This is a genomic window from Pseudomonadota bacterium (assembly GCA_013285445.1).
Classification (GTDB): Bacteria; Pseudomonadota; Gammaproteobacteria; order Xanthomonadales; family Wenzhouxiangellaceae; genus Wenzhouxiangella.
In genome coordinates this window covers 2,723,535-2,747,299 of the sequence record CP053448.1, presented here as the reverse complement: position 1 = coordinate 2,747,299, position 23,765 = coordinate 2,723,535, and the positions used below count along the sequence as shown (strand labels likewise).

General features: G+C 63.2%; 18 protein-coding genes and 1 tRNA gene. 11 read left to right on the top strand and 8 right to left on the bottom strand.

Annotated features, from left to right (window positions below; translation table 11 throughout):
• The 4 genes from HND55_12380 to HND55_12365 form a co-directional block, all read right to left on the bottom strand.
• Positions 1-936 (bottom strand): sodium-dependent bicarbonate transport family permease, encoded by a 936-nt coding sequence (locus tag HND55_12380; GenBank protein QKK03383.1) that lies wholly within the window; start codon positions 934-936, stop codon positions 1-3.
• Positions 937-1,247: 311 nt separating this feature from the next.
• Positions 1,248-2,567, bottom strand: a complete 1,320-nt coding sequence (locus tag HND55_12375; protein ID QKK03382.1) for an acyltransferase — start codon at positions 2,565-2,567, stop codon at positions 1,248-1,250.
• Positions 2,551-4,449, bottom strand: coding sequence for a gamma-glutamyltransferase family protein (locus HND55_12370; protein QKK03381.1), 1,899 nt, complete (start codon positions 4,447-4,449; stop codon positions 2,551-2,553). The genes HND55_12375 and HND55_12370 overlap by 17 nt, the downstream gene beginning before the upstream one ends.
• A gap of 89 nt (positions 4,450-4,538) precedes the next feature.
• Positions 4,539-5,228 (bottom strand): glutathione S-transferase, encoded by a 690-nt coding sequence (locus HND55_12365; GenBank protein ID QKK03380.1) that lies wholly within the window; start codon positions 5,226-5,228, stop codon positions 4,539-4,541.
• A 46-nt stretch (positions 5,229-5,274) separates the two neighbouring features.
• On the opposite strand from HND55_12365, the gene HND55_12360 reads away from it, so the two are divergent.
• From HND55_12360 to rbfA, 6 genes are all read left to right on the top strand, one after another.
• A complete protein-coding gene (locus tag HND55_12360; protein QKK03379.1) occupies positions 5,275-5,631 on the top strand; it encodes a hypothetical protein in 357 nt (118 codons plus the stop codon).
• A gap of 95 nt (positions 5,632-5,726) precedes the next feature.
• A tRNA-Met gene (locus tag HND55_12355) sits at positions 5,727-5,803 on the top strand.
• Between the two features lie 92 nt (positions 5,804-5,895).
• Complete coding sequence (gene rimP, locus HND55_12350; protein QKK03378.1) at positions 5,896-6,381, top strand: ribosome maturation factor RimP; 486 nt, start codon at positions 5,896-5,898, stop codon at positions 6,379-6,381.
• Between the two features lie 35 nt (positions 6,382-6,416).
• Positions 6,417-7,922, top strand: a complete 1,506-nt coding sequence (gene nusA / locus HND55_12345) for a transcription termination/antitermination protein NusA (protein QKK03377.1) — start codon at positions 6,417-6,419, stop codon at positions 7,920-7,922.
• Positions 7,923-7,944: 22 nt separating this feature from the next.
• Positions 7,945-10,512, top strand: a complete 2,568-nt coding sequence (gene infB / locus HND55_12340) for a translation initiation factor IF-2 (protein ID QKK03376.1) — start codon at positions 7,945-7,947, stop codon at positions 10,510-10,512.
• Positions 10,509-10,856: a 30S ribosome-binding factor RbfA gene (gene rbfA, locus HND55_12335; protein QKK03375.1), complete on the top strand. Its 348-nt coding sequence runs from the start codon at positions 10,509-10,511 to the stop codon at positions 10,854-10,856. The genes infB and rbfA overlap by 4 nt, the downstream gene beginning before the upstream one ends.
• A gap of 90 nt (positions 10,857-10,946) precedes the next feature.
• On the opposite strand, the gene HND55_12330 is transcribed toward rbfA, so the two are convergent.
• Positions 10,947-12,431: a hypothetical protein gene (locus HND55_12330; GenBank protein ID QKK03374.1), complete on the bottom strand. Its 1,485-nt coding sequence runs from the start codon at positions 12,429-12,431 to the stop codon at positions 10,947-10,949.
• Between the two features lie 356 nt (positions 12,432-12,787).
• Between HND55_12330 and rarD the strand changes: the two genes are divergently transcribed.
• Both rarD and HND55_12320 read left to right on the top strand, forming a co-directional pair.
• On the top strand, positions 12,788-13,756 hold the full coding sequence (gene rarD, locus HND55_12325) for an EamA family transporter RarD (protein ID QKK03373.1): 969 nt from the start codon (positions 12,788-12,790) through the stop codon (positions 13,754-13,756).
• Between the two features lie 104 nt (positions 13,757-13,860).
• On the top strand, positions 13,861-15,651 hold the full coding sequence (locus HND55_12320) for an ATP-binding cassette domain-containing protein (protein ID QKK03372.1): 1,791 nt from the start codon (positions 13,861-13,863) through the stop codon (positions 15,649-15,651).
• A gap of 42 nt (positions 15,652-15,693) precedes the next feature.
• Here the strand turns inward: HND55_12320 and HND55_12315 are convergent, their stop codons facing one another.
• Positions 15,694-16,215 (bottom strand): hypothetical protein, encoded by a 522-nt coding sequence (locus HND55_12315; GenBank protein ID QKK04100.1) that lies wholly within the window; start codon positions 16,213-16,215, stop codon positions 15,694-15,696.
• A gap of 164 nt (positions 16,216-16,379) precedes the next feature.
• Here HND55_12315 and HND55_12310 point away from each other — a divergent pair, with 164 nt between their 5' ends.
• Complete coding sequence (locus HND55_12310) at positions 16,380-18,305, top strand: EAL domain-containing protein (protein QKK03371.1); 1,926 nt, start codon at positions 16,380-16,382, stop codon at positions 18,303-18,305.
• Here HND55_12310 and HND55_12305 read toward each other — a convergent pair.
• Positions 18,274-18,921, bottom strand: a complete 648-nt coding sequence (locus tag HND55_12305) for a hemolysin III family protein (protein ID QKK03370.1) — start codon at positions 18,919-18,921, stop codon at positions 18,274-18,276. The genes HND55_12310 and HND55_12305 overlap by 32 nt on opposite strands.
• 80 nt (positions 18,922-19,001) lie before the next feature.
• Between HND55_12305 and HND55_12300 the strand changes: the two genes are divergently transcribed.
• Both HND55_12300 and HND55_12295 read left to right on the top strand, forming a co-directional pair.
• A complete protein-coding gene (locus HND55_12300) occupies positions 19,002-20,819 on the top strand; it encodes a DUF885 domain-containing protein (protein QKK03369.1) in 1,818 nt (605 codons plus the stop codon).
• A gap of 334 nt (positions 20,820-21,153) precedes the next feature.
• A complete protein-coding gene (locus HND55_12295) occupies positions 21,154-22,356 on the top strand; it encodes a GGDEF domain-containing protein (protein QKK03368.1) in 1,203 nt (400 codons plus the stop codon).
• Positions 22,357-22,372: 16 nt separating this feature from the next.
• Here HND55_12295 and HND55_12290 read toward each other — a convergent pair whose 3' ends face one another.
• A complete protein-coding gene (locus tag HND55_12290) occupies positions 22,373-23,746 on the bottom strand; it encodes a phosphomannomutase (GenBank protein QKK04099.1) in 1,374 nt (457 codons plus the stop codon).
• Positions 23,747-23,765: the final 19 nt, after the last annotated feature.

The following is a 23,765-nucleotide window of genomic DNA, read 5'->3' as shown; positions in this document are numbered from 1 at the left end:
CTAAAGGATCTGGTGAATGTAGTTCGACAGCCGCCAGTAAAGTGGAATGCCGACGATGACGTTGAACGGAAATGTAATGCCCAACGATGCAGTCAGCGACAGCGTTGGATTGGCTTCGGGCACGGAAATGCGCATGGCTGCGGGCACGGCGATATAGGAGGCGCTGGCGATCATCACCGCCATCACCATGGTGCCGCCGGCGGTAAACCCCATCAGTTGTCCGGCCAGCGCGCCCACCAGCGCGCCGAACAGCGGCATGATCAGACCGAAGCCGACCAGGAACAGACCGTAGCGGCGCAGGCTGCCGGCACGCGCCGCGGCGATCAGTCCCATTTCGAGCAGAAAGATGGCCAGAATGCCCTTGAACAGATCCACGAACAACGGTTCGATGGACACCAGCCCCTCGGGATCGGACAGCCAGCCAATCAACAGACCACCGATCAGCAGCACGATCCCCTTGCCCAGAAAGACCTCGTGGGCAACCTTGCCCCAGCGGGTGTCACGTGTGAAACCACGCGCCAGCACGATCCCGACCAGAATGGCCGGAATTTCCAGGACGACCAGCAACAGCGGCATGTGTGGCTCGTAGGGAATGTTGCGGGTGGTCAGCCAGGCGATGGCCACCGCGTAGGTGCCAACGCTGACTGAACCGTAGTGAGCGGCAATGGAAGCGGCATCGGGGCGGGCAAATCGGCCCACATGACGCAGCAGCGGAAATGCAACCAGCGGCAGCACCAGGCCGATCGCGATGGTGACCAAGATGTCGGGCGCCAGTTCCAGAAACGGCTGCCGCTGGAGCTCCATGCCGCCCTTGAGTCCGATCGACAGCAGCAGCAGGATGGACACCAGTTCGTAGACGGCCGAGGGTAGCCGCAGTTCCGATTTCAGCAGTCCGGCGGCCAGGCCCAGCAAGAAGAACAGGATGATCGGGTCCATTGTCGCTCAATGGGTAAGGAGTCGATGGGGAAATTCTAGTGTACCCCGTCACTCATCTTGTAACTTATAGAGCGCCGTACAAGCCCGAGCGCAAGGCGGCGCTCGCCGGGAAGGGTGGTGCCCTTTGCAAGAGCGTCAACGCCGCGATCGGGCTTGTACGGCGCTCCCGGTCGGGCGAGCGCCTCAGGGGCCATCTGCGGCGTTGCGATTGCTTGACGTAGCCCCACTACGCCGGCGCAATCGCGCCTTGCATCTGGCCCCTGAGGCACTCGCTATAAGTCACAAGATGAGTGACGGGGTACACTAGCCCACTAGGCCGCTGACGAATGGGCACCGGGCGTGGCTTTTCTGCGCAGCAGCAGCGAGGCTGCGGCCACGCCCACCAGGCCAATCATCGCGCCGGGCATGGCGCCCTGGACCAGGGCCGCGCCCAGGCCGGCCAGCAGCACCGTTCCGCCCGCGACAACGGCGAGGGTTGAATCGGCGCCAGGCACTTTCGGCCTGCGGCGTGTTTCGATCCATGCCACCGCGGCCAGCACTGGAACGACCATCAGCAGGCACAGGCCGATCCACCACAATCGACCGGCCCAGAAACCGGCTGCGCCAGGCAGGCCGGCGTCAATCGGCGCGCCGATTGTCTCGCCCAGCCAGGCAGCCGGCAGTTCAGCCAGCTTGTGCCACAGATAAAGGGGCATGCCGAAGGCGCCAAGAAAGGCAACCGTTCCGGCCAGGCGCTCGCGGTCGAGCAGCCAGCGTGCCGGCCGCTCGCACAGCAGGACCAGGCCGACCTGAAGCCACATCACGCCGATCAGCGCCAGGGTTGGCGGCAGCATGTTGCTGTTGCCGTCCAGATCGACGCCGACCATGCCAACCGGGTATCCGCTGAGTATCGATCCGTACAGCCAGCTGCCACCCAACAGGACCAGCCCCAGGCCGCACAGCGCGCCGCGAAAGCGTTGCCTGTGCCAGGCGATACCAAGTTGCTGCGGCAGCAGCCAGACGACAATCGCGTTGACCCAGCCGATGCCACCGTCGGTGCCCGTGACCCGCGCACCCAGTGTCGGCCAGAGTGTCGGCCAGTAGGCCCCGGCGCGAATGACGTCCACCGCGCCGGCAATAAGGATCAGACCGATAACGGCGCCAAGCCCGAAGCGCCGATCGGCCCGGATGCCAAGCGGCAGCAGCGCCTGGATGACCAGCAGCATGATCAAAAACCACAGGTGGATCGTCAGCGATTCGTTGAAATTGCCCAGTAACCGTCCGCCTGAGAACCTGGCCAGGACTGCAAGCAGGGTCAGGGCGACGAGGTAGGTCACGGTTGGCCGTGCCAGCCGCAGGGCTCTGTTACCCCACCAGTGCAGCTGCGAATGCCCGTGGGCCAGGCGCCGCGCGACGCCATCGGCGCTGACCGCGGCCGACACGAACACGAACAGCGGCACCACCTGCACTGCCCAGGTCAGAAAGCCGGCGGCAGGCCAGAGCTTGAGCAGGTGATCAGTGGCTACCAGGGTTCCGCCCTCCATGCGCGGCAGAGTGGCGATCCAGTGGCCAAAAACGACAACGGTCAGCGCCAGTGCACGCAGCGCGTCCGGATAGATGTCGCGGCGATCATCGCTACCAGGCGATGCCATAATCCTCGCCGAAATCGCTGGCCGCGCCCTGCATCGTGCCGTTGTCAGAATCAAACCAGATGGCGGTGGTCGGGTTGTAGACGCGATCGACCACTTCGACGCGGTAGCCCATCTTCTCGAGCTGTTCGCGGGTGTGCGGTGTGGTCATCTCGCGCGGGACTTCCAGCCGGCCGGGTTCGGCCTGGTGCGCGCCGAAGCTGCTCTGCATCTGGTAGCTCATGATGTTGCCCCGGCCCTCCGCGGCCTGCTGGACGTTCATGTCCCACTCGACCATCGCAAGGAAGAACTGGAGCAGATTCTGATCCTGGGTATCGCCACCCTGGACCGAGAACGCCAGCAGCGGCTTGCCGTCTTTGAGCGCCATCGACGGCGTGAGCGTTACCCGCGGACGCTTGCCGGGCGCGACCACGTTGTAGGGATTGAGCGCCTCGTCGAGGACGAAGCTCTGCATGCGCTGGCTCAGGCCAATGCCGGTCTCGCCGGCGATGAAGGCCGGTATCCAGCCACCCGACGGGGTGACCGAGACCACCCAGCCGTCTGCGTCCGCGGCCTGGATCGAGGTGGTGCCGGCGCGAAAGGCTTCATCCGCAGTCAGGATGTTTGCCTGCTGAAAGCCTTCTTGTCCCGCGGCATCCGCCGCCGGCGGGTTGAGCCGCCAGTTACGCCGCAGCGCCTCATGCGGGTTGTCGCCGGCCTGGAAGCGATAGGGATCGCCCGGGATGTAGTCGGTCAGGTTGCGATCGGCCGGTATCAGCTTTCGTCTTGCGGCGGCGTATTCTTTCGACAGCAGACCTTCGACCGGTTCTGCCGGCGGGGTGTAGGGATCGCCGTAGTAAAAGTCACGGTCTGCGAAGGCCAGGTTCATGGCCTGGTAGAGCGTGTGGATATAGCGCGTGGAGTTGTAGCCCATGGCCTTGAGGTCAATGCCCTCGAGAATGTTGAGTGCCTGCAGCATGACCGGGCCCTGCGTCCAAACGGTGAGCTTGTAGACGTCGATGCCGCGGTAGCTGGTGGATACTGGCGCCTCGAACTTCATCTCCCATCCGGCCAGGTCTTTAAGGGTGAACAGGCCACCTGCCTCACGCGTAGCGCGCACGATTTCCTCGGCGATATCACCGGTATAGAAGCGGTCGTAGGCGGCCTGGATGGCCGCCTTCCGGGTTTGGCCCGTTGCCAGGGCTTGCTGCTCGGCCTCGACCAGTTTTCGCAGCGTCGCGGCGAGGTCGGGTTGGCGGAAAATCTCACCCTCGCGCGGGGCGGCGCGCCGATCCGGGTTGTCCGGGTCGTGGTGGGGCAGGAAGACCCTGATCGAGCTTGGCCACCGCTCGATCACCTCGCGGCGACGCTCCATGTTGTCGGCCTGGGACTTTTCGATCGGGTAGCCGTCGGCCATGTCGATGGCCGGCGCCAGCACCTCAGCGAGGCTCAAACGCCCGTATTCGGCGACCATCTGCATCAGCGCGCCGGGCGTGCCCGGGGTGGTGGCGGCGAGTGGCCCGAACTCGGGCGGGTAAAGCATTCCCTGCTCACGGAAAAACGCCGGTGTTGCGCCGGTTGGCGCGATGCCGAGGCCGTTGACTCCGATCACCTCGCCGGTCTCGGGGTTGTAGATCAGCGCCTGGGTTTCGCCGCCCCAGCCAAGCGTGTCCCACATGGTGGCGGTGGCCGCGAGCATTGCGGCTGCCGCATCCACGGCGTTGCCGCCGCGCTCGAAGATCCTGGCGCCGGCAGTAGCGCCCAGCGGCTTGCCGGTAACTGCGACCCATGCCTTGCCATGCAGGATCGGCTTGGCGGTGTTCTGGGCGGCGGCAGGTATGGCGAGAGTCAGCGCAAAGAGGAACACGGCAAACGTGTGCTTCGGCAACGATATGGAAGCGGGCATGATGATCTCCGGCTGGTGCAGATTCGCTGATCTTAACCCGGCGGGATGGCACAGACAGGCGATTCGGCTGCCAGCAGGATCGGCCGGATTCAATCTCCCCCGAGATGGTCCGGACCGTAGGCATAGTGGTCCTCGACCGCATCGAGCGCGCGCCGGTAGGCCGGGCGGCGCTGAAAGCGGCGCACATAATCGGCGATGTGGGGATAGTCTTCGGCCGGAACGGCGCGTCCGAGCGCGGCTTCAAGCGGGAAGCTCATCTGGATGTCTGCAGCGCTGATGGCATTGCCCAAAAACCATTTGCGATCGGCCAGGTGGGCTTCGACAAAGCGGCAGTGGGTTCGGATCTGGCCGCTGGTGAATGCCTTGTCGACCTGATCGGCGATGCCGGCAGCAATCGGTCGGACGAAAAACGGAGCGCTGCTGCGTACCTTGCTGAAAATGAGTTGGACCAGCAGAGGTGGCATCAGTGAGCCTTCAGCATAATGCATCCAGTAGTCGTAATCCCAGTAGTCGGCGTCCCCCGGATCGCGGGTCCATGGATCGTTGCCGTAGCTGCGGGCGAGGTAGTCGATGATGGTGCCGGATTCGGCCAGTGTTCGTCCGTTGTCGGTGATCACCGGAGACTTGCCGAGTGGATGAACCTCGCGCAGTTCGGGCGGGGCGAGGTTGGTTCCGGGGTCGCGCTGGTAGTAGTGAATCTCGTAGTCGACGCCCAGTTCCTCGAGCAGCCAGAGCACCCGCTGCGAGCGCGAGTCCTGGAGATGATGCAGTACGATCATGATGATGTCCTCGAGTCGGTCACGCCTGGCATGGTAGCGTGATGTGATGGAACGTATTGCGAAATTCGAAAGCCGGTCCGAGGCGGAGGAGCGCGCGGCCTTCCTGCGTTCACGCGGCATTGCCGCGCACGTTACCGACATGACATCGCTACGGCTCAATCTCGCCCACCAGGGGCGCTTTCGGGCAGCTCTGTGGGCGATTCTCCCGCATCAGTACGAGGATGCAGCCGCGCTGCTTGCTGATCCCGAGCATCAAGTGGAAGCACCCCTGAGTGCCGAAGCACTGGCCCGGCTCGAGGACCAGGGTGGAGAGCGTGCGCGACGAGCGATGCTCCGGGGACTGCTGGTGATTGCTGTCGTGCTGTCGGCGCTGGTGGCGCTGGTCGTTCGTTTCGGCGGTTGATGAACAGTTTCAGCCGGTATCTCGGCGCCCGGCGGTGCTTCACGGGGCCTGGCCTTGCGCCAAATCCAATGAGACCCTATAATAGCGAGCTCGATTGCGGGGTGGAGCAGTCTGGCAGCTCGTCGGGCTCATAACCCGAAGGTCGCAGGTTCGAATCCTGCCCCCGCTACCAGGTTTCTGGAGAAGAAGAAAGCCCCTGGTACCAGGGGCTTTTTTCGTTAAGAGCTGCAGACGTCACCGCGGCAGCGTTGCTGGAGGATGCTTGTGGCCGTCACCGACAAACTGGAAACGCTGGTCGTGCCGCTGATCGAGGATCTCGGCTACGAATTTGTCGGGCTGGAGTACCTGTCCAATCCGAAGAATCGGCTGATTCGCATCTATATCGATCGGCCGGACAGCGGCATTGGCGTGGATGACTGCGAGCGCGTCAGCCATGAGGTCTCGGCGCTGCTCGACGTCGAAGATCCCGTCAAGGGCCAGTACACGCTGGAGGTCTCTTCGCCGGGCATCGAGCGGCCGCTTTTCGAAGCGGCGCACTATCTTCGGTTTGTCGGCGAGGATGCGCGCGTCGTGCTGGCTGTGCCCATGGCCGGTCGGCGCAAGTTCAATGGCCGGATTGTGGGTGCCGACGACCAGCAGGTCAGACTGGAGGTTGACGGCGAGATCGTGGCGCTGCCGCTTGAAGATATTCAGCGTGCGGCGCTGGCGCCGGATTTGGATGCGTTGCTCAGACAGCAGCGCAAATCGTGACAGCAAATTCAATTGGATTGCGGAACCAGGCAGAGATGAACAAGGGCAAGGAAATCCTTCAGGTCGTCGAGGCCGTCTCCAACGAAAAGGGCCTGAGCCGGGAGACGATCTTCGAGGCCATCGAGGCGGCGCTGGCTTCGGCAGCACGTCGCCGGCATCCCGAAGATATCGATGTGCGTGTTGCCATCGACCGCGACAGCGGACAGTACGAGGCCTTTCGGCGCTGGGAGGTGATCTCGGACGATGAGGATGAAGCCGAGCTCGAATCGGAAGATCGTCAGATTCGCTTCAGTGAGGCACGCAAGCTCGATGCCGATCTTGAGGTTGGTGATTTCATCGAGGAACCCATGGAGCCACCCGAATTCGGCCGTATCGCGGCGCAGGCTGCCAAGCAGGTTATCGTGCAGCGTGTACGGCAAGCCGAGCGCGCCCAGGTCGTCGAAGCCTACCAGCATCGCATCGGCGAGCTGATCAACGGCCAGATCAAGCGTATGGAGCGAGGGGGGATCATGCTGGACCTGGGCGAGAACGCCGAGGCCTTCATCCCGTCGCGTCATACCATTCCGGGTGAAACGGCGCGCATCAACGACAGGGTGCGCGGCTATCTCTACGAAGTGCGACCCGAGGTACGCGGGCCACAGCTGTTTGTCAGCCGCACGATGAAGGAATTTCTGGTCGAGCTGTTCAAGCTGGAAGTGCCCGAGTTTGGCCAGAATCTGATTGAAATCAAGGGTGCGGCCCGCGATCCGGGTCGGCGTGCCAAGATTGCCGTGCACGCTCTGGATGATCGTACCGATCCGATTGGAGCCTGTGTCGGCATGCGCGGTTCGCGGGTACAGGCCGTTTCCAATGAGCTGGCCGGCGAGCGGATCGACATCATTCTGTGGGATGAGAACCCGGCGCAGTTCGTGATCAACGCAATGGCCCCGGCCGAGGTGCATTCGATTGTCGTCGATGAAGACGCCGGCTCGATGGATATCGCCGTCGAAGAGGAGAACTTGTCCCAGGCCATTGGTCGCGGTGGACAGAACGTGCGCCTGGCATCGGAGCTGACCGGCTGGACGCTCAACGTCATGACCATCGAACAGGCCGAACAGAAGAGCGAATCCGAGACGCGGACCATTCTCGAGATGTTCAAGGAGAAGCTCGATGTTGACGAAGAGGTGGCATCGATTCTGGTCCAGGAAGGGTTCACCAACGTTGAGGAAGTGGCCTACGTTCCGGAGTCTGAACTGATCCAGATCGAGGAGTTCGACGAAGCGGTGGTTGCCGAATTGCGGCAGCGCGCCCGGGACGCCTTGCTCACGCAGATGATTGCATCCGAGGAGGAGCTTGAAGAGCACCGCCCGGAACAGGATTTGCTGGAACTCGATGGCATGACCGAGCAGCTCGCGTTTCGGCTGGCCGAACAGGGCATCCGCACGCGGGACGATCTGGCAGAATGCGCGGTTGACGAACTGGAAGATATCAAGGATCTCGACCCAGAGCTTGCCGCCGATCTGATCATGAAGGCGCGTGCTCACTGGTTTGCCGAGGAATAAGAGAGGATCGAGGAAGGAGCACATGTCTCAGGTCACTGTTACGCAACTGGCTGAAGTGCTGGGTGTCGACGTCGAACGCTTGCTTGCCCAGCTCAACGAGGCCGGCATTCAGGTCGATGATCCGGATGCCGCGGTGACCAATGACGACAAGATCAAGCTTTTGTCGTACCTGCGCTCCAGCCATGGCAAGGGCGACGTCGAGGAATCGACCCGGCCAAGCAAGGTGACGCTCAAGCGCAAGAGCATCAGCGAGCTACGGGTGCCGACTGGCGGTGCTGGCCGGACGCGCACGCGGGGCGCGGCACCGTCACGAACCGTCAACGTCGAGGTACGCAAGCGACGCACCTACGTCAAGCGAAGCGATATCGCTGAACAGGAACGCGCTGATCCCGAGCGTGAGGCGGCTCAGCAAGCGCTGGAAGCCGCCCGCCGTGAACGCGAGGAAGCAGAACGCCTCGAGCGCGAGGAAGCTGAGCGCAGACAGCGCGAGCAGGAGGAGCAGGCGCGCGCGGAAGAGGAAGAGCGCAAGCGGCGCGAGGCTGAGGAAGAAGCCCGCCGCAAGGAAGAGGAACGGGCCCGCGCTGAAGCCGAAGCGCAGCAGCGTGTCGAGGAGAAGGTGGCGCGCCAGGCCGCGGAGAAGGAAGCCGAGCGCAAGGCCGTCGGGGAGCGCACTGGCGCAGAAGAAACGGCGACTCGTTACGGCCGCAAGGAATTGCACATCGCGCCAAAAAGCAAGCGGCGCAAGCCGCGCCGCAAGGGTGGGCGGGGCAAGATGGCCAGTGTCGCTACCGAGCATGGCTTTCAGAAGCCCACCGCGCCGGTCAAACGCGAGGTCGAAATTCCCGAGACCATTACCGTGGGTGAGCTGGCCAAACTGCTGGCGGTCAAGGCCGGCGACCTGATCAAGGTGCTCATGAACATGGGCACGATGGTGACGATCAATCAGCCGCTCGATCAGGAAACGGCCATTCTGGTGGTCGAGGAAATGGGTCACGAAGCACGGCCGGCCGAAGAAACCGACATCGAACAGGAGCTCGCGGCAGAAGACGAGGCGGCTGAAGGTACTGAGGTCCCCCGACCGCCGGTCGTCACGGTCATGGGGCATGTCGACCACGGCAAGACATCGTTGCTTGACTACATCAGACGCAGCCGTGTGGCTGCCGGAGAGCAGGGAGGAATCACCCAGCACATCGGCGCCTATCACGTTGAAACCGAAAACGGCGTGGTGACCTTCCTGGACACGCCGGGGCACGCGGCATTTACCTCGATGCGCGCGCGCGGGGCGCAGGCGACCGATATCGTCGTGCTGGTCGTGGCTGCCGATGACGGGGTCATGCCGCAGACCAAAGAGGCGATTCAGCACGCTCGCGCGGCAGGTGTGCCGCTGATCGTGGCGGTCAACAAGATGGACAAGCCGGAGGCCGATCCGGACCGCGTCAAGTCCGAACTGGCCGCCGAAGAGGTGGTGCCCGAGGACTGGGGCGGTGAAGAGATCTTCGTGCCGGTTTCGGCGGTCACCGGCGAGGGCATCGACAAGCTGCTTGAGTCGATCCTGCTGCAGTCGGAGGTGCTCGAGCTCAAGGCCGTGCCTGATCGTCGCTGTCGCGGCGTGGTGGTTGAATCGGCCCTGGACAAGGGGCGCGGTCCGGTGGCGACGGTTCTGGTTCAGGACGGCACGCTCAAACGTGGTGACATGATACTGGCCGGTGAGGAATACGGTCGCGTTCGGGCGATGTTTGACGAGACCGGTGAGGCGATCGAACAAGCCGGCCCGTCGATTCCGGTCGAAGTGCTGGGTCTGTCGGGTGTCCCCAACGCCGGTGATGACGTCATCGCCGTGGCCGATGAACGCAAGGCCCGTGAGGCAGCCGGGCAGCGCAAACAGACCGCGCGTGAGGGGCGGCTGGCGGAAAAGCAGGCCGCCAAGCTGCAGAACCTGTTCGATCAGATGGGCGAATCCAGCGGCGAGGAACAGGCAGTCAATCTGGTGATCAAGGCCGACGTCCAGGGGTCGGTCGAGGCCTTGAGAGATGCCCTGACCCGACTGTCGAACGAAGAAATCAGGGTCAACGTCATCGCCTCCGGCGTGGGTGGTATTACCGAGTCGGATGCAAGCCTGGCCCAGGCCTCCGGTGCCATCATCATCGGCTTCAACGTGCGCGCCGATGCCAGTGCCCGCAAGATCATCCAGGAAGCCGACCTGGACCTGAACTACTACAGCGTGATCTACGATGCCATTGACGACGTCAAGAAGGCCATCTCCGGGCTGCTGGGTACCGAAACCAAGGAGCAGATCATAGGTCTGGCCGAGGTCAAGGACGTCTTCCGCTCGTCCAAGCTGGGCGCGATCGCCGGCTGTCTGGTCGTCGAGGGCGCGGTCAGGCGCGCCAACCCCATTCGCGTACTGCGTGACAACGTGGTGATCTTCGAAGGCGAGCTCGAATCGCTGCGACGCTTCAAGGATGACGTCAGCGAAGTCCAGGCCGGAACCGAGTGCGGGATTGGCGTCAAGCAGTACAACGACGTCAAGCCGGGCGACCAGATCGAGTGCTTCGAGCGGATTGAAGTGCAGCGTACACTGGACGAATGAACCATTCCCGCAGTGAGCGCGTCGCCGGGCTGCTGCGGCGTGAAATTGCAGAGATCCTTCAGGGCGAGTTCGAGTACGAGCTGCCGGCCGGCCTGATCAGCGTGACTGACGTCGAGGTGTCGCGGGATCTCTCACACGCCAAGGTTCACGTCGCCGTACTCGAGATCGAGCAGGCGCCGGCGATCATCGCTTTTCTCAACGAGCACACCGGTCAGGTACGTCACCAGCTGGGTCGGCGAATTCGCCTGCGGGTGACGCCGACGCTGAAATTCCTCCACGACACCTCATCGGAGTCCGGCGAGCGGATCGAGCAGTTGCTGGCCGCATCGAAGCGACGCGGCTAAGAGCTAAGGAGCCTCTGAACAACTCTGCGCGCCGGCGCAGAGTTGTTCAGAGGCTCACTAAGGGCCCGCGCATAGTTGTTTCGGGGCTCCCTAAGGGCAGCTGGCCTGCTCGGTGTCGTAGACCCGCATGATGTCGTAGGCGCCGGCGCCGAAGCCGGCCAGCGAATTGAACGTGACGCGGCCCCCGCCGCAGTCCTCGAACACGATCGTCAGCGTGCCCCAGGACTCGGTGATCACATCGGCAGGTGAGAAATCGGGCCCGAAGCTGGGGCCGGTGACCCGACTGAGCGTCATGTGCGCGCTGTTGCCGCTGAAATCGGGATCCGTGCCGATCAACCACATCTGATTGCCGTCGAAATCGTAGGTGAACCAGATCACGACCAGCGTGCCGTCGTGCTGGGTGACGTCGATCATGAAGCCTTCGCCGTCATGGCCGACGACCGACCAGTTGCCGCCAATGCCGCGGATGCGTGTTTCCGCCTCGATCGTCACCGCAACCCGATCTTTTCGGACCGTGTCCAGCGGCGGCGTCGTGCCTTCGGTCTGGACGATATCCGCGCAGGGTCCGTCTCCGAGGTTGTAGAACAGACTACCGCTGGGCGAGTCGAGCAGCTCCTGGCTAAAGGTGACCGTCGACCCTTCGGTCACGGTTGCGCTGCCGAAGTCAAAGGTGATCTCGGCGCGGGTTCCGCCGGTTCCGGTATTGAAGGTCCGGGTTCTGGGGCCACCGATGATGCGCCCGTCATAGGTGTTTTCCCGCGCCGTCATGCGGACCGTGTAGGTGCCGGCCGCTGGCATGTGATAAGTCATTGTCACCTTGTCGAGCTCGCGCGCCGGGAAGTTCTCGACGTAGAAACCGCGGGTCAGGTTATCGCCAGAAGAAGAATTGGCAGGACAGTTGTAGAGCGGCGCGATCACGCCGGATCCAGAGACAAGCAACAACTGCGTCACGAGCCCGCGCGTGGCGACCTGATCGGCCGTGCTGCTGGCGTGGTCCCAGGCAACGGCGTGGCCCAGCCCGCGGTTGTCGGCGTCGAACTCTGCGCTCACGCCGGGCGGGCAGTTTTCGGCGGTCAGCTCGATCAGCAGGTTGCCGTCGGCCGGATCGAAGTCGAACGGTGCCTCGATGGGGATCTCGAAATCGAACGCGGTCGGGGACCCGCCGGCGGTTGCGCTGGCCACCAGGTCGCCGGTGAAAACGACGGTCGTGTCGGCACCGAGATTGTTGTCGAACACGCTGCTGATCGTTGTCGGGGACGCAGCGGTCGACGCCAGCCGCACCATGCTGCCGGGAAACGTCAATGGCCCGACGTCGCCTGGCTCGGAAGCGTCCAGGCGAAATGCGATGGCGCTGATGCGACCGCCACCGACGCGATCGCCCTCGATGACCTGCTGGTACCGGAACCCGTCGGCGCACTCGGAACTCGCTCCGAAGGGGGTGGTGGTGGCGCGGTTGCCGTCACTATCAATGGCTTGGTCAGGAACCACGGCGATAAACGCAGCGCCGAACGCCCAGCCGGAAAGCAGCAGCAGTAATACGGCTGCCGGCAAATAAAGGCCTGTCATTCGCTTCAAGAGGTGTGGATTGTGTTGCCTGGCGTGCATCCGTTGCATGTGGATCGACCTCCATGATGTCGTATCACATTAAACTGTTGCCGCCGCAACCGCCGCTGATGCAGGCTGCCGGACGGCTGATTCGGTCAAGTATTCTGCCCCCACCCGGCGCATCCTGATTTGTGCTGCTTATAACATTTTGTATCAATTGATGCAAACCAGTCATCGCCCAACTGGCGCTGATCGCGCGCCGCATGGCAACGATTATTGCGGTTCTGCCAGACACTGCGCATGCTATGCTCTGCGGCCCGTTTTCAAGGCGCGCATCCTGCCCAGTCATCCGTGATCGGCGCATCGCCAAACGACGGCGCCGGCCCATGCGCCGGCGGGGCAGAGCGGTGCGGGCGAGCGTCGCTGTTTTCGCTGAGGCCGGTCGGGAGACTACCGTGACGGATCGACGAGAAGAACTGCTGGGGTTTCTTGCTGCACTGGGTGCCTTTGGCGTCTGGGGCCTCGCGCCGCTTTACTTCAAGCTGCTGGGACACGTCCGCGCCGATGAGATTATCGCCCATCGTGTGATCTGGTCGCTGCTCTTTCTGGCGCTGTTGCTGTTGCTGCGTGACGGCCGCCGTGCGCTGAAGCGGTTGCACGTGTCACGCCGGGTGCTCACCGCGCTGGCAATCAGCGGCACCCTGATTGCCGTGAATTGGCTGACCTTCGTCTACGCCGTCAATACCGGCCGGGTCTTGTCGACCAGTCTGGGTTACTTCATCAATCCGCTGGTCAATGTCGTGCTGGGCATGATCGTGTTCCGGGAAACACTCGGCCGGCTGCAGTCAGCCGCTGTCGTGCTGGCGGCCGTTGGCACGGTCTACATGACGGTGCGCGTTGGGCAGTTTCCGTGGATTGCGCTGACTCTGGCCGGCAGCTTTGCCGCCTATTCCGTGGTTCGAAAAAAAACCGATGTCGGGCCCATTGTCGGACTGTTCTGGGAGACACTGATCCTGGCGCCGTTGGCGCTGGTCTGGCTCTACGGGCTGGCGGGACGGCTTCAGCTCGAGTTTGATCCCGCAGATATCGCCGAGACCGCGCTGTTGATCGGCACCGGTCTGATCACCCTGGTGCCGCTGGTGCTGTTTGCCGCCGGCGTGCGGCGCCTCAGGCTCAGTACCATAGGTATCATGCAGTACCTGGCACCAAGCATGACGTTCTGCCTGGCCGTGTTTCTTTTCGGCGAGCCGTTTACCGTTGACCACGCCATTACGTTCGGCTGTATCTGGACTGCGCTGGTCATGTTTTCCTGGGCCGGATGGAGCCAGGCCAGACGGGCCCGCATACCCGTCTAGACGCGGTCAATAATTGTGTAACGCGATTTGAAAGTGGAGGTCTCAGTTGATACTCGAGCAATACCCGCCAATTCTCGTTTGCTGCGCGGGTCGGGAGCGTGCCGGTGACTGACGCCGATCAACGGCCTGCGTCGCGCCAGTTCAGCTCGCTGCGGTCCTTGCGGCCATTCGTGGCGCGTTATCGACTGCAGATCGGCCTGGCCGCCCTGTTCCTGCTGATATCCGCAGCCGGTGCACTGGCCATTCCGGCAGCGGTCGGGCAGGTGATCGATCGCGGCTTCATGGCTGATGACATCGCCCGGATCAACCGCTGGTTCTGGCTGCTGTTCGGCGCTGCGGCAACGATGGCCGTCGGCGGCGGGCTGCGTTTTTACTGGGTCAGCTGGCTTGGCCAGCGGGTCGTGGCGGATATTCGCAAGGCTGTCTACCGGCGGGTACTGGCCATGAGCCCGGAGTTCTTCGCCACCACGCGCACCGGTGAGGTGTTGTCGCGGCTCAATACCGATACCACTCTGGTCGAGACGCTGGTCGGTTCGACCGTGTCGTTCGGCGTTCGCAATCTGGTCATGCTGGTGGCCAGTGCCATTGCACTGATCGTGACCGCGCCTTCGCTGGCCGGCGTCATCGGCCTGTTGATTGGCATCATCATTATGCCGGTCATGGTTCTGGGCCGCTGGGTGCGCCGCCTGTCGCGCAGCGCCCAGGACCGGGTTGCGGATTTCTCGGCCATCGGTGATGAGTCGATCAACGCGGTCCAGACGGTCCAGGCATTTGCCCAGGAGGCGCGTGAACAGCAGCGCTTTTCGTCAGCCGTTGAGGCTGCTTTTGCCGCGGCACGCCGCCGGATCGGCGCCAGCACCCTGTTGATCGTATTGATCATCCTGATGACTTTCGGTGCCGTTACCTTCGTGCTGTGGCTGGGTGCGCGATCGGTGCTGACGGGCGGCATGAGCCCCGGTCAGCTCGGCCAATTCGTGCTGTATGCTGCCATTGCGGCGGGATCGACTGCCAGCCTCAGCGAAATCTGGAGCCAGCTGCAGCGGGCCGCAGGCGCAATGGAGCGACTGGCGGAGCTGCTCGATGCCGAGCCGGCCATTCAATCGCCGAGGCAGGCGGTTGCGCTGCCGGCTGGACCGCTCGGTGTCTGTTTTGATGCGGTGAGTTTCGCCTATCCGACGCGCCCGCAGGAGCCGGTGCTTGACCGCCTGTCGCTGAGCATACCGCCTGGTGAAACGGTGGCGGTCGTCGGCCCGTCAGGTGCCGGCAAGTCGACGCTGTTCCAGCTGCTGCTGCGTTTCTATGACCCGGATGCAGGTCGCGTGCAGGTTGGCGGTATCGATGTGCGCGAACTCGACCTGACGGTGCTGCGTCGCAGCGTTGGCATTGTGCCGCAGGACGTCGTGGTGTTCTCGGGGTCGGCCGCCGACAACATTGCCTACGGGGTTGAGCAGTTCGATGACGCGTGCATTCGCGCCGCGGCCCGGGCCGCACATGCTGACGAGTTCGTCGAGCGCTGGCAAGACGGGTATGCCACCTTTCTTGGTGAGCGCGGCATTCGGTTGTCTGGCGGCCAGCGACAGCGCATTGCCATTGCCCGTGCCCTGATCAAGGAGCCACCGCTGCTGCTGCTCGACGAGGCCACGGCCAGCCTGGACGCGGAGAGTGAACGCCTGGTTCAGGAAGCCCTCAACGATGTCGGAGAGAACCGGACCGTATTGGTCATTGCCCACCGGCTGGCCACCGTGCGCCGCGCTGACCGCATCATTGTTCTCGACCAGGGCCGGGTGGTTGCCGAGGGACGCCACGACCAGCTGGTCGAGCAAAGCCCGCTGTATGCCAGACTGGCGCGACTGCAGTTTCTCGACGGGACCGTCTCGGAGAATGTCGCTGGTTGAGCTTCTGTCCTCGCAGCAGCGCGGGTGGTGAATCAGGCGGGTTTATAACGACCAGTAGCGAAACTTCTGGCCGCCGACAGTGGCTTCGGCCATCAAGCCGCCGCGCGACATGATGAACACGGCCACGCCGCGTTCATAGCTGGTGGTTGCTGCTGCGCCAGCCGTGGCGGCGACGGCGGTTGCCTGGGCCGAAAACTCGAAGTTCTCGCGCTGAAAGCTGCGCAACGCCGATTCATCGCGGAAAAAAATCACCTGGCTGTAGGACTGTGCGCCGATCTGCGCACCGATGGTTGCCTGGGACACGCTGGTGCGGCCCACCGGCTTGCCCTGTTCGTACACGATGCCCCGGCCGAACCCGCCGCCAACCCAAAAGCCACCTTTGCCGATATCGGGGAAAACCGCGTAGCCGTAGGCCTGATCAACCCAGCGCTGCAGGTCGGGGTCACGGTCGACGAAGCGCTGCAGCGCGGCGCGTGAGTCGGTAATCAGAGAGTCGTTTGACGGGCTCGTGGCACAGGCGGCTATCAGCCCGATGGTGAACGCCGTAAGCGCGAGGCGAAGCATGGAAATCGACTTGAACATGAGCGATGACTCCGGATGAGACCAAACCGGTTCGTGGTCGGTGCCACGGGCGATGATAACGACTTGCAGACGTAGTATAGTAAATCCTCGGGCCGAGTCGATCGTGAAAGTTCTTCCCGGTCAAGGGGCCCGGGGGAGTGAAGCCGATGAAGTTGACCGGCAGCTATGCGCTCAAGGTGGCGATGATATATGCCGCTGCGGGCGCGCTGTGGATATTCTTCAGCGATGCCGCGCTGCGTGCGATCACTGACGATCCCTTCCTGATGACCACGCTGCAGACCTACAAGGGCTGGGTGTTCGTGCTGGCCAGTGCCATTCTTGTGTTCTGGCTGAGCTGGCGCGCGCTCGAGGATCAGGCTGGCCTGATTCGCCAGCTGCGCCAGAGCGCGGTTGTGTTCGAGCGCACCCACGATGGTGTGATCATCAGCGATCATCGACAGCGCGTGGTCTCGGTCAATCCCGCGTTTCAGGCGTTGATCGGGCGTTCCCAGCGTTCGCTCGAGGGCATGGAGCTGTCCCTGCTCATGTCAGATCGGCACGATCGGCGTTTTTTCGCGCGGATCAACGGCGAGATGGCCGATTGCGGCTACTGGAACGGCGAGATCTGGATGCAGTCCGCCGACGACGGCGAGCGCCCGTTCCTGGCTACGGCGACACGTATTGGCAGCGATGATCTCGGCAATAACCGCCATGCATGGATCTTTACCGATATCGAGGACCTCAAGCGTGCTCACCGCAGGATGGAGCGCCTGGCCTATCATGATGCCCTGACCGGCTTGCCCAACCGCCTGCGCCTGCAGGAGACGCTGCGCGGATTGCTGGATCGTGAACCGGATGATGATCGTGTGCTGGCCGTTTTCTACATTGACCTTGACCGGTTTCGCAACGTCAACGACAGTTTCGGCCATCCGATCGGTGACGATTTGCTGGTGTTGGTGGCGCGACGACTTCGCAACGGTTTGCCCGCGGCTGCCGGCTTGGCGCACCTGGGTGGCGACGAATTCGTGATGTATCTGGACAATGCCGGCAATGCCGGCCAGATCTCGGATCTCGCGGCCGCGACGCTTCGATCCATTTCCGAGCCCTTCCTGCTGGCCAACCAGGCTGAGGTTTACGTCAGCGCCAGTATCGGAATATCCCTGTTTCCGAAGGACGCATCGACGGTTACCGAGCTGCTGCAATACTCCAACGCGGCCATGTATCAGGCCAAGGAGTCGGGCCGCAACACCTGGCATTTCTTTTCATCGGGGCTGGTCAAGACGGCCAGTCGCCGTTTGCAGCTCGATGCACATCTTCGCAGCGCACTGGACGCGGGTGAGTTTGTCTTGCACTACCAGCCGATCATCGGCGTTTCGGACGACTACCGCGTCGGCGGGGTGGAAGCCCTGCTGCGCTGGCAGCCGGCCGGCGGCGACCTCGTTCTGCCGTCAGAATTCATTGCCGCCACCGAGGAGAGTGGACTGATCGTTCCGATCGGAGACTGGGTGCTGCGCGAAGCCTGCCGGCAGGCAGCCGACTGGCAAGCGACCCTCGGGAGATTGCCGGTTGCGGTCAATCTGTCGGCACGGCAGTTCCAGACCGGCAGGCTGGTCGATCATGTCGAGCGGGTGCTGGCCGACACGGGTCTGGATCCCGGATTGCTGCATCTCGAGATTACCGAGTCCATGCTCATGGAGCAGCTGCGCGCCGGCCGTGACGTGATCAAGCGCCTGCGTGCGATGGGGGTTCACGTCTCGCTCGACGATTTTGGAACCGGCTATTCCTCGCTGGCTTATCTGAGAACGCTGGATCTCGATACGCTCAAGATCGACCGCTCGTTCATCCGGGACCTGGTTGTCAACACATCCAATCGCGATCTGGTCTCGGCCATCATTCGCATGGCGCACCGGCTGCGGCTCAAGGTGGTTGCCGAGGGGGTCGAAACGCTCGAGCAGCTCGATATTCTAACCGCTGAACGCTGTGACTGTTTTCAGGGTTATTTCTTCAGCCAGGCCGCACCGGCAGAAGAAATCGCCGGTCTGGTGGTCGACCCGATCCGGTTCAGGCAGATGCTGCAATCACCTGGGTCGTGACGGCGGCGAAATGACAAGCACTGCCGCCGAGAACAAACAGGTGCCAGACGGCATGCGCATAGGGCAGGCGGCGCGCATGGTAGAACAGGGTGCCGGTGGTGTAGAGCAGGCCTCCGCCGATCAACCATGCCAGAGCGGCCGGTGTCAGGGCCTGGGCCAGGGGTGCAAAGGCGATGATGGCCAGCCAGCCCATGCCGATATAGGTCGCCGTCGACAGGCGCTGATAGCGCCCTGTAAAGAACAGCTTGAGGACGATGCCAATCACGGCCAGCCCCCAGATGACGCCAAACAGGGACCAGCCCCAGCCGCCGCGCATCGCCGCCAGGGTAAACGGCGTATAGGTGCCGGCAATCAGCAGAAAGATGGCGCAATGATCGAGTATTTTAAGGCGTGATTTCCAGCGTGCTGAACGCGCCGAGTGATACAGCGTCGAGGCGGTGTAGAGGAGCACCAGCGAAGCGACGAAGATCGATACGCTGATGACCTCCCGCACGCCGGCCATCAGTGAAGTCAGCGTGATAAGTACGGCACCGCCACCAATCGACAGGATAACGCCAAGCCCGTGCGTCAGCGCGTTGGCGATTTCTTCGCGATAAGTCTGCGGCAGCGGGTTCATGGGCGAAATGATAGCAAAGCCGACGGCTGCTGCCCATCTGGAGTAGGATGCCAAAACACGATTTGTGAGGGAAAGATCCCATGCGACTTGTAAGCCTTGCGGGCCTTGCCCTGTTTGTCCTGGTGGCCTGCCGGCAGGAATCACCCGTTTCCGGCGCGGCAGGGCCGGCTGGCCAAGCTGATTCGGTCGGGCCGGATGTGAGCACGGAGCAGGCGGCACCGGCGCACCCCGAGGCTGCTTTCGAAGTGCTGGCGCAGTCGCTGATTGACGACATGCTGACGCTCAATCCGGAATGGGCGATCTATCAGGGTGACTACGCCAAGGCCGATCGGCTGACCATTCCAGACGCTGAATATCGCGGTCGCGCTGATGCTTTCCTGAGTGACGCGCTGGCTCGGCTTGCCGACTTCGATCGCCTGGCCCTTTCGCCGCATTCGAGGGCGGACTACGACCTGCTCGAGAATCACCTGAGATCGATGCAGTGGTACCTGAACACCTATCGTGGCTGGGAGTGGCAGCCGTCTCGCTACAACGTAGCCGGACCGATCGGTGTGCTCCTCAATACCGAGTTTGCGCCACTCGAACAGCGACTGGTTCTGATCGGGCGTCGGCTGGACAACGTGCAAGCCTACTATGACGTGGCCCGGCGCAGCCTGCAATCACCGACGTTGCAGCACACCGAGCTGGCCATTCGCCAGAACCAGGGCGCACTGGCGCTGTTTGAATCAATCGCGACCCGTGCCGCTGCCGCCGAGCTGTCAAACGAGCAGCGCAGGACGCTGGATGAGCGCATCGCCAGCGCCCGCAGCGCCGTCATCGACTGGATTGGCTGGCTTGAGCGGTTGCGCGATGAGCTGGCCGATGCCGGTCATGCGCGTTCGTTTCGGCTTGGGGAGATGCTCTACGAGCAGAAGTTTGCCCTGGATATCCAGTCTGCGTTCAGTGCAGCGGAGCTCTATCAGCGCGCGCTCGCCGAAAAGGCGCGTCTGCACGCGGAAATGGACGAGCTGGCGGTTGAGCTGTGGCCGCGCTATTTTCCGGATGAACCGCTGCCCGACGCACCCCTGGAGCGCATCTCCGGCCTGATTGAGCGGCTCTCGGACGAACAGGTCCCGCTCGAGGGATTCATCGACGAGATACGCCGCCAGATCCCCCGGCTGGCTGAATTCGTGCGCGCCAACCGACTGCTCGAGCAGGATCCCGACAAGCCGCTGGTGGTGCGAGAGACGCCGGAGTACATGCGGGGCACCGGCGCGATTGCCTCGGTCAGCGCGCCGGGGCCGTTCAACCCGGGCGCTGAAACCTACTATAACGTGACGCCCCTTGAGTCCTATGGCCCCGATCAGGCCGCGAGCTATCTGCGCGAGTACAACCAATGGATGCTTCAGATACTCAATATCCACGAAGCCATCCCGGGGCACTACACCCAGCTCCTGCACGCCAACCGGTCACCGAGTCTGGTCAAGAGCCTGTTCGGCAACGGGGCGATGATCGAAGGCTGGGCGGTCTATGCCGAGCGCATGATGCTTGAGCAGGGCTGGGGCGACCATGCGCCCGAGCTGTGGCTGATGCACGGCAAATGGCTGCTGCGGGTGGTGTCCAACGCAATACTTGACTACTCGGTCCACGTGCTCGGCATGGAGCGCGATGAGGCCCTTCGCATGATGCAGGAAGAGGCGTTCCAGGAGCGCTCCGAGGCAGAGCAGAAGTGGCTGCGCGTCACGCTGAGCCAGGTTCAGCTGACCTCTTACTATGCCGGCTACGCAGAGATACGGGACCTGCGGGAGCGCCGCCGGCAGATCGAGGGCGATGCGTTCGACCTGGAAGCCTTCCACAACGAGTTTCTGAGCTTCGGCTCGGCTCCGGTGGCAACCATTGCCGAGCTGATGACCGACTGAGCATCCGCCTGTCCGGGCGCGGGCCGTGTCGGGCGGCTCGAAGCCGAGTGGCTCCCTGTGGTCGACAAAATTCCGGACCTGGTCCAGGGTCTGGAGCCCTTGCGTTGTGAGAGTCACGATCATCCTCCGATGATCCCGGACCCCGAATCGCCTTCAGGCTCACTTCTCGTTGGAAACGCGTGCCCCGTTCAGGCTCATGTGTCATTGGACAAGGCTACACCTTGAAAACCGGTCCTGGCCGGCGTAATCTGGAAAAGGCAATGGTTTGAGCCGGGCCGGGAGGCCGGTCCGGGTGGCAGTCAGGGTTCCCGCCGGGGGTGGGGAGGGAGGCGCGGTGTTCCGCTCGCTCGATGCGTTCACATTGGTATTCGTGGCGGCGCTGTGCGCGCTGTTTCTTGCGGTGGTCATGACCGGCATCCATCTGGCGGGCAACCGCGAGCGCGCGGTGCGCGACTGGGCGCTGGCCGGCGTGTTCTTCTGTGTCGGGCATCTCGTCGGACTGCTGACCATGGTGCCGGCGAGTCCGGCCGTATCGGTGATCGGGCTGGCCCTGGCCAATGGTGCCATTGCGCTGGGACATGGAATGGTGCTGCTGGGCATCCAGGATCACCTGCGCCGGGATCGCTCGACACGGGCGGTCGTCCTGCTTGGCCTGCTGGTCGTCCTCCTGATCCTGACCGTTCCACTGATGCAGCACAGCGTGTTGCTGCGCGTCGGTTTGATTTCGATGCTTTACACGGCGATCGCCGCGATGTCGGCATGCTGGTTATTCCAGGGCGACGATCGGCCGCTCAGGCGCTATCGGGCAGCGGTCGCCGCAGTGCTGATTGGCTATGCCGGATTCCTGTGCCTGCGCTTCGCCTATCTGCTGCTCGACTACGATCTTGCCGGGCAGCCGGAGCGCAGTCCGGTGCTGGCGCCAGTATTTCTGGCCAGCGTGCTGTTTTACCTGGGCCTGGCCGGTGCACTGGCGCTGCTGCTGTTTCGCTACAAGGAGATTCACCTGCAGTATCTCGCGCGACACGACGCCTTGACCGGGCTGCTCAACCGCTACTCGCTTGAAGACGTCGCTGAGCGTGAGCTGATTCGTGCCTCGCGCAGCCAACGGCCGCTGTCGGTGGTTGCGCTGGACCTGGACTGGTTCAAGCAGGTCAATGACGGCCATGGCCACGCTGCCGGTGACTTCGTGCTGCGCAGTGTCGCCCGCCGCCTGCGTGCCACGGTGCGGGATGCCGATATCGTGTTTCGCATCGGCGGTGAGGAATTTCTGGTGCTGTTGCCGGACGCCGGCATGTCCACAGCCCGGCAGGTTGCCCAGCGCCTGCGCCATGCGCTGGCCGAGCATCCGGTGGAATTCCGCGGGCGATCCATTGTGGTCACGGCCAGCTTCGGGATCACGACCCTGCAGCACGACAGCGACGATTGGGACGCCCTGCTTCGGCGTGCCGACCGGGCCGTTTACCGGGCCAAGGAAAACGGTCGCAATCGTGTCGAGACGGAAGGCCGGTCGTCGGTGACCACGCTGGCATCGGCCTGATCCGGCGATGCGAGCCTCAGGTGCCGGGCGGTGCTTGGATGAGTGCGCCGAGTTCGTCGGTCCTGGCCCTCAGCAAGGCAGTGTCACCGCGGGTTTCGACGTTGAGCCGAATCACCGGTTCGGTGTTGGATGTGCGCAGATTGAAGCGCCAGCGGGTGAACTCCAGGCTGATGCCGTCGGTGCGGTCGACATCGGGATGTTCGGCCTGGTAGTGGGTCAGCACCCGATCGATCACGGCCCCGGCATCTTCGACCTGGAAATTGATCTCGCCGCTGCAGGGGTAGGCCGCAATTCGTGCGTCAACCAGGTCGGCCAGTGACTGACCAGTCGTGGCGATGCGTTCGGCCAGCAGCAGCCAGGGAATCATTCCGCTGTCGCAGTAGGCAAAATCGCGGAAGTAGTGATGGGCCGACATTTCGCCCCCGTAGAGCGCATTCTCGCGCCGCATTCGCTCCTTGATGAAGGCATGGCCGCTCTTGTTGATCAGGGCGCGACCGCCGGCGGCAGTCACTTCCTCGAGGGTGTTCCAGGTCAGTCTGGGATCGAGAATGATCGCTTCTCCCGGCGAACGCTCGAGCAGCTGGCGGGCGAACAGGCCGACCAGGTAGTAGCCCTCCACGAAGCGGCCGCGATGGTCGAAAAAGAAGCAGCGATCGTAGTCGCCGTCCCAGGCAATGCCAAGATCAGCGTTGTTATCGACGACCGCCCTGGCCGTGATGTCCCTGTTTTCCGGCAGCAGCGGATTGGGTACGCCGTTGGGAAATCGCCCGTCGGGCCTGTGGTGCAGGCGCACGACTTCGAACGGCAGGCCTTCGACGATGGCATCGAATGCCGGACCGGCACAGCCGTTGCCGCTGTTGACAACCAGCCGCAGCGGCCCGAGACGCTGCCGGTCGATCATCGAACGCACCCGCCTGACGTAACCGCTGAATGCGTCGAGCGGCCGGTGGGTGCCTCGACGGCCGGTCGAGCGGAATTTCTCACCGGCCGCCAGCAGGTGCTCGATATCACCCAGTCCGGAATCACCGCTGAGCGGAATGGCGGACTCCCGCACCATCTTCATGCCGTTGTAATCGGCCGGATTGTGGCTTGCCGTAACCATGATGCCCCCGCCCATTTCCTCCAGGGATGCGGCGTGATAGACAACTTCGGTGCCGCACAGGCCGATATCGCGCGTATCGACACCGGCTTGATTGAGGCCCTCGGCCAGCGCCGCGGCCAGGGCTTCGCTCGACGGGCGCATGTCACGACCGATGGCCACCGGGCCGCCGGGGCGGACGACGTGCGCATACGCCTGGCCGATTCGGCGCGCCAGATCCTCGTTGAGCTGATCCGGAACGCGACCGCGGATGTCGTAGGCCTTGAACGGCGAGTCGGGCAGGGTGAGCATGTGATCGGGCAGGGGGTGT

Excerpts from the sequence above, each read along its gene's own strand:
- HND55_12370 (QKK03381.1), bottom strand. The coding sequence starts at position 4,449 with ATGCCCGCTTCCATATCGTTGCCGAAGCACACGTTTGCCGTGTTCCTC.
- HND55_12315 (QKK04100.1), bottom strand. The coding sequence starts at position 16,215 with ATGCTTCGCCTCGCGCTTACGGCGTTCACCATCGGGCTGATAGCCGCC.
- nusA (QKK03377.1), top strand. The coding sequence starts at position 6,417 with ATGAACAAGGGCAAGGAAATCCTTCAGGTCGTCGAGGCCGTCTCCAAC.
- HND55_12310 (QKK03371.1), top strand. The coding sequence starts at position 16,380 with ATGAAGTTGACCGGCAGCTATGCGCTCAAGGTGGCGATGATATATGCC.
- rarD (QKK03373.1), top strand. The coding sequence starts at position 12,788 with ATGCGCCGGCGGGGCAGAGCGGTGCGGGCGAGCGTCGCTGTTTTCGCT.
- HND55_12300 (QKK03369.1), top strand. The coding sequence starts at position 19,002 with ATGCGACTTGTAAGCCTTGCGGGCCTTGCCCTGTTTGTCCTGGTGGCC.
- HND55_12305 (QKK03370.1), bottom strand. The coding sequence starts at position 18,921 with ATGAACCCGCTGCCGCAGACTTATCGCGAAGAAATCGCCAACGCGCTG.
- infB (QKK03376.1), top strand. The coding sequence starts at position 7,945 with ATGTCTCAGGTCACTGTTACGCAACTGGCTGAAGTGCTGGGTGTCGAC.
- HND55_12360 (QKK03379.1), top strand. The coding sequence starts at position 5,275 with ATGGAACGTATTGCGAAATTCGAAAGCCGGTCCGAGGCGGAGGAGCGC.
- rbfA (QKK03375.1), top strand. The coding sequence starts at position 10,509 with ATGAACCATTCCCGCAGTGAGCGCGTCGCCGGGCTGCTGCGGCGTGAA.
- HND55_12380 (QKK03383.1), bottom strand. The coding sequence starts at position 936 with ATGGACCCGATCATCCTGTTCTTCTTGCTGGGCCTGGCCGCCGGACTG.
- HND55_12375 (QKK03382.1), bottom strand. The coding sequence starts at position 2,567 with ATGGCATCGCCTGGTAGCGATGATCGCCGCGACATCTATCCGGACGCG.
- HND55_12290 (QKK04099.1), bottom strand. The coding sequence starts at position 23,746 with ATGCTCACCCTGCCCGACTCGCCGTTCAAGGCCTACGACATCCGCGGT.
- HND55_12365 (QKK03380.1), bottom strand. The coding sequence starts at position 5,228 with ATGATCGTACTGCATCATCTCCAGGACTCGCGCTCGCAGCGGGTGCTC.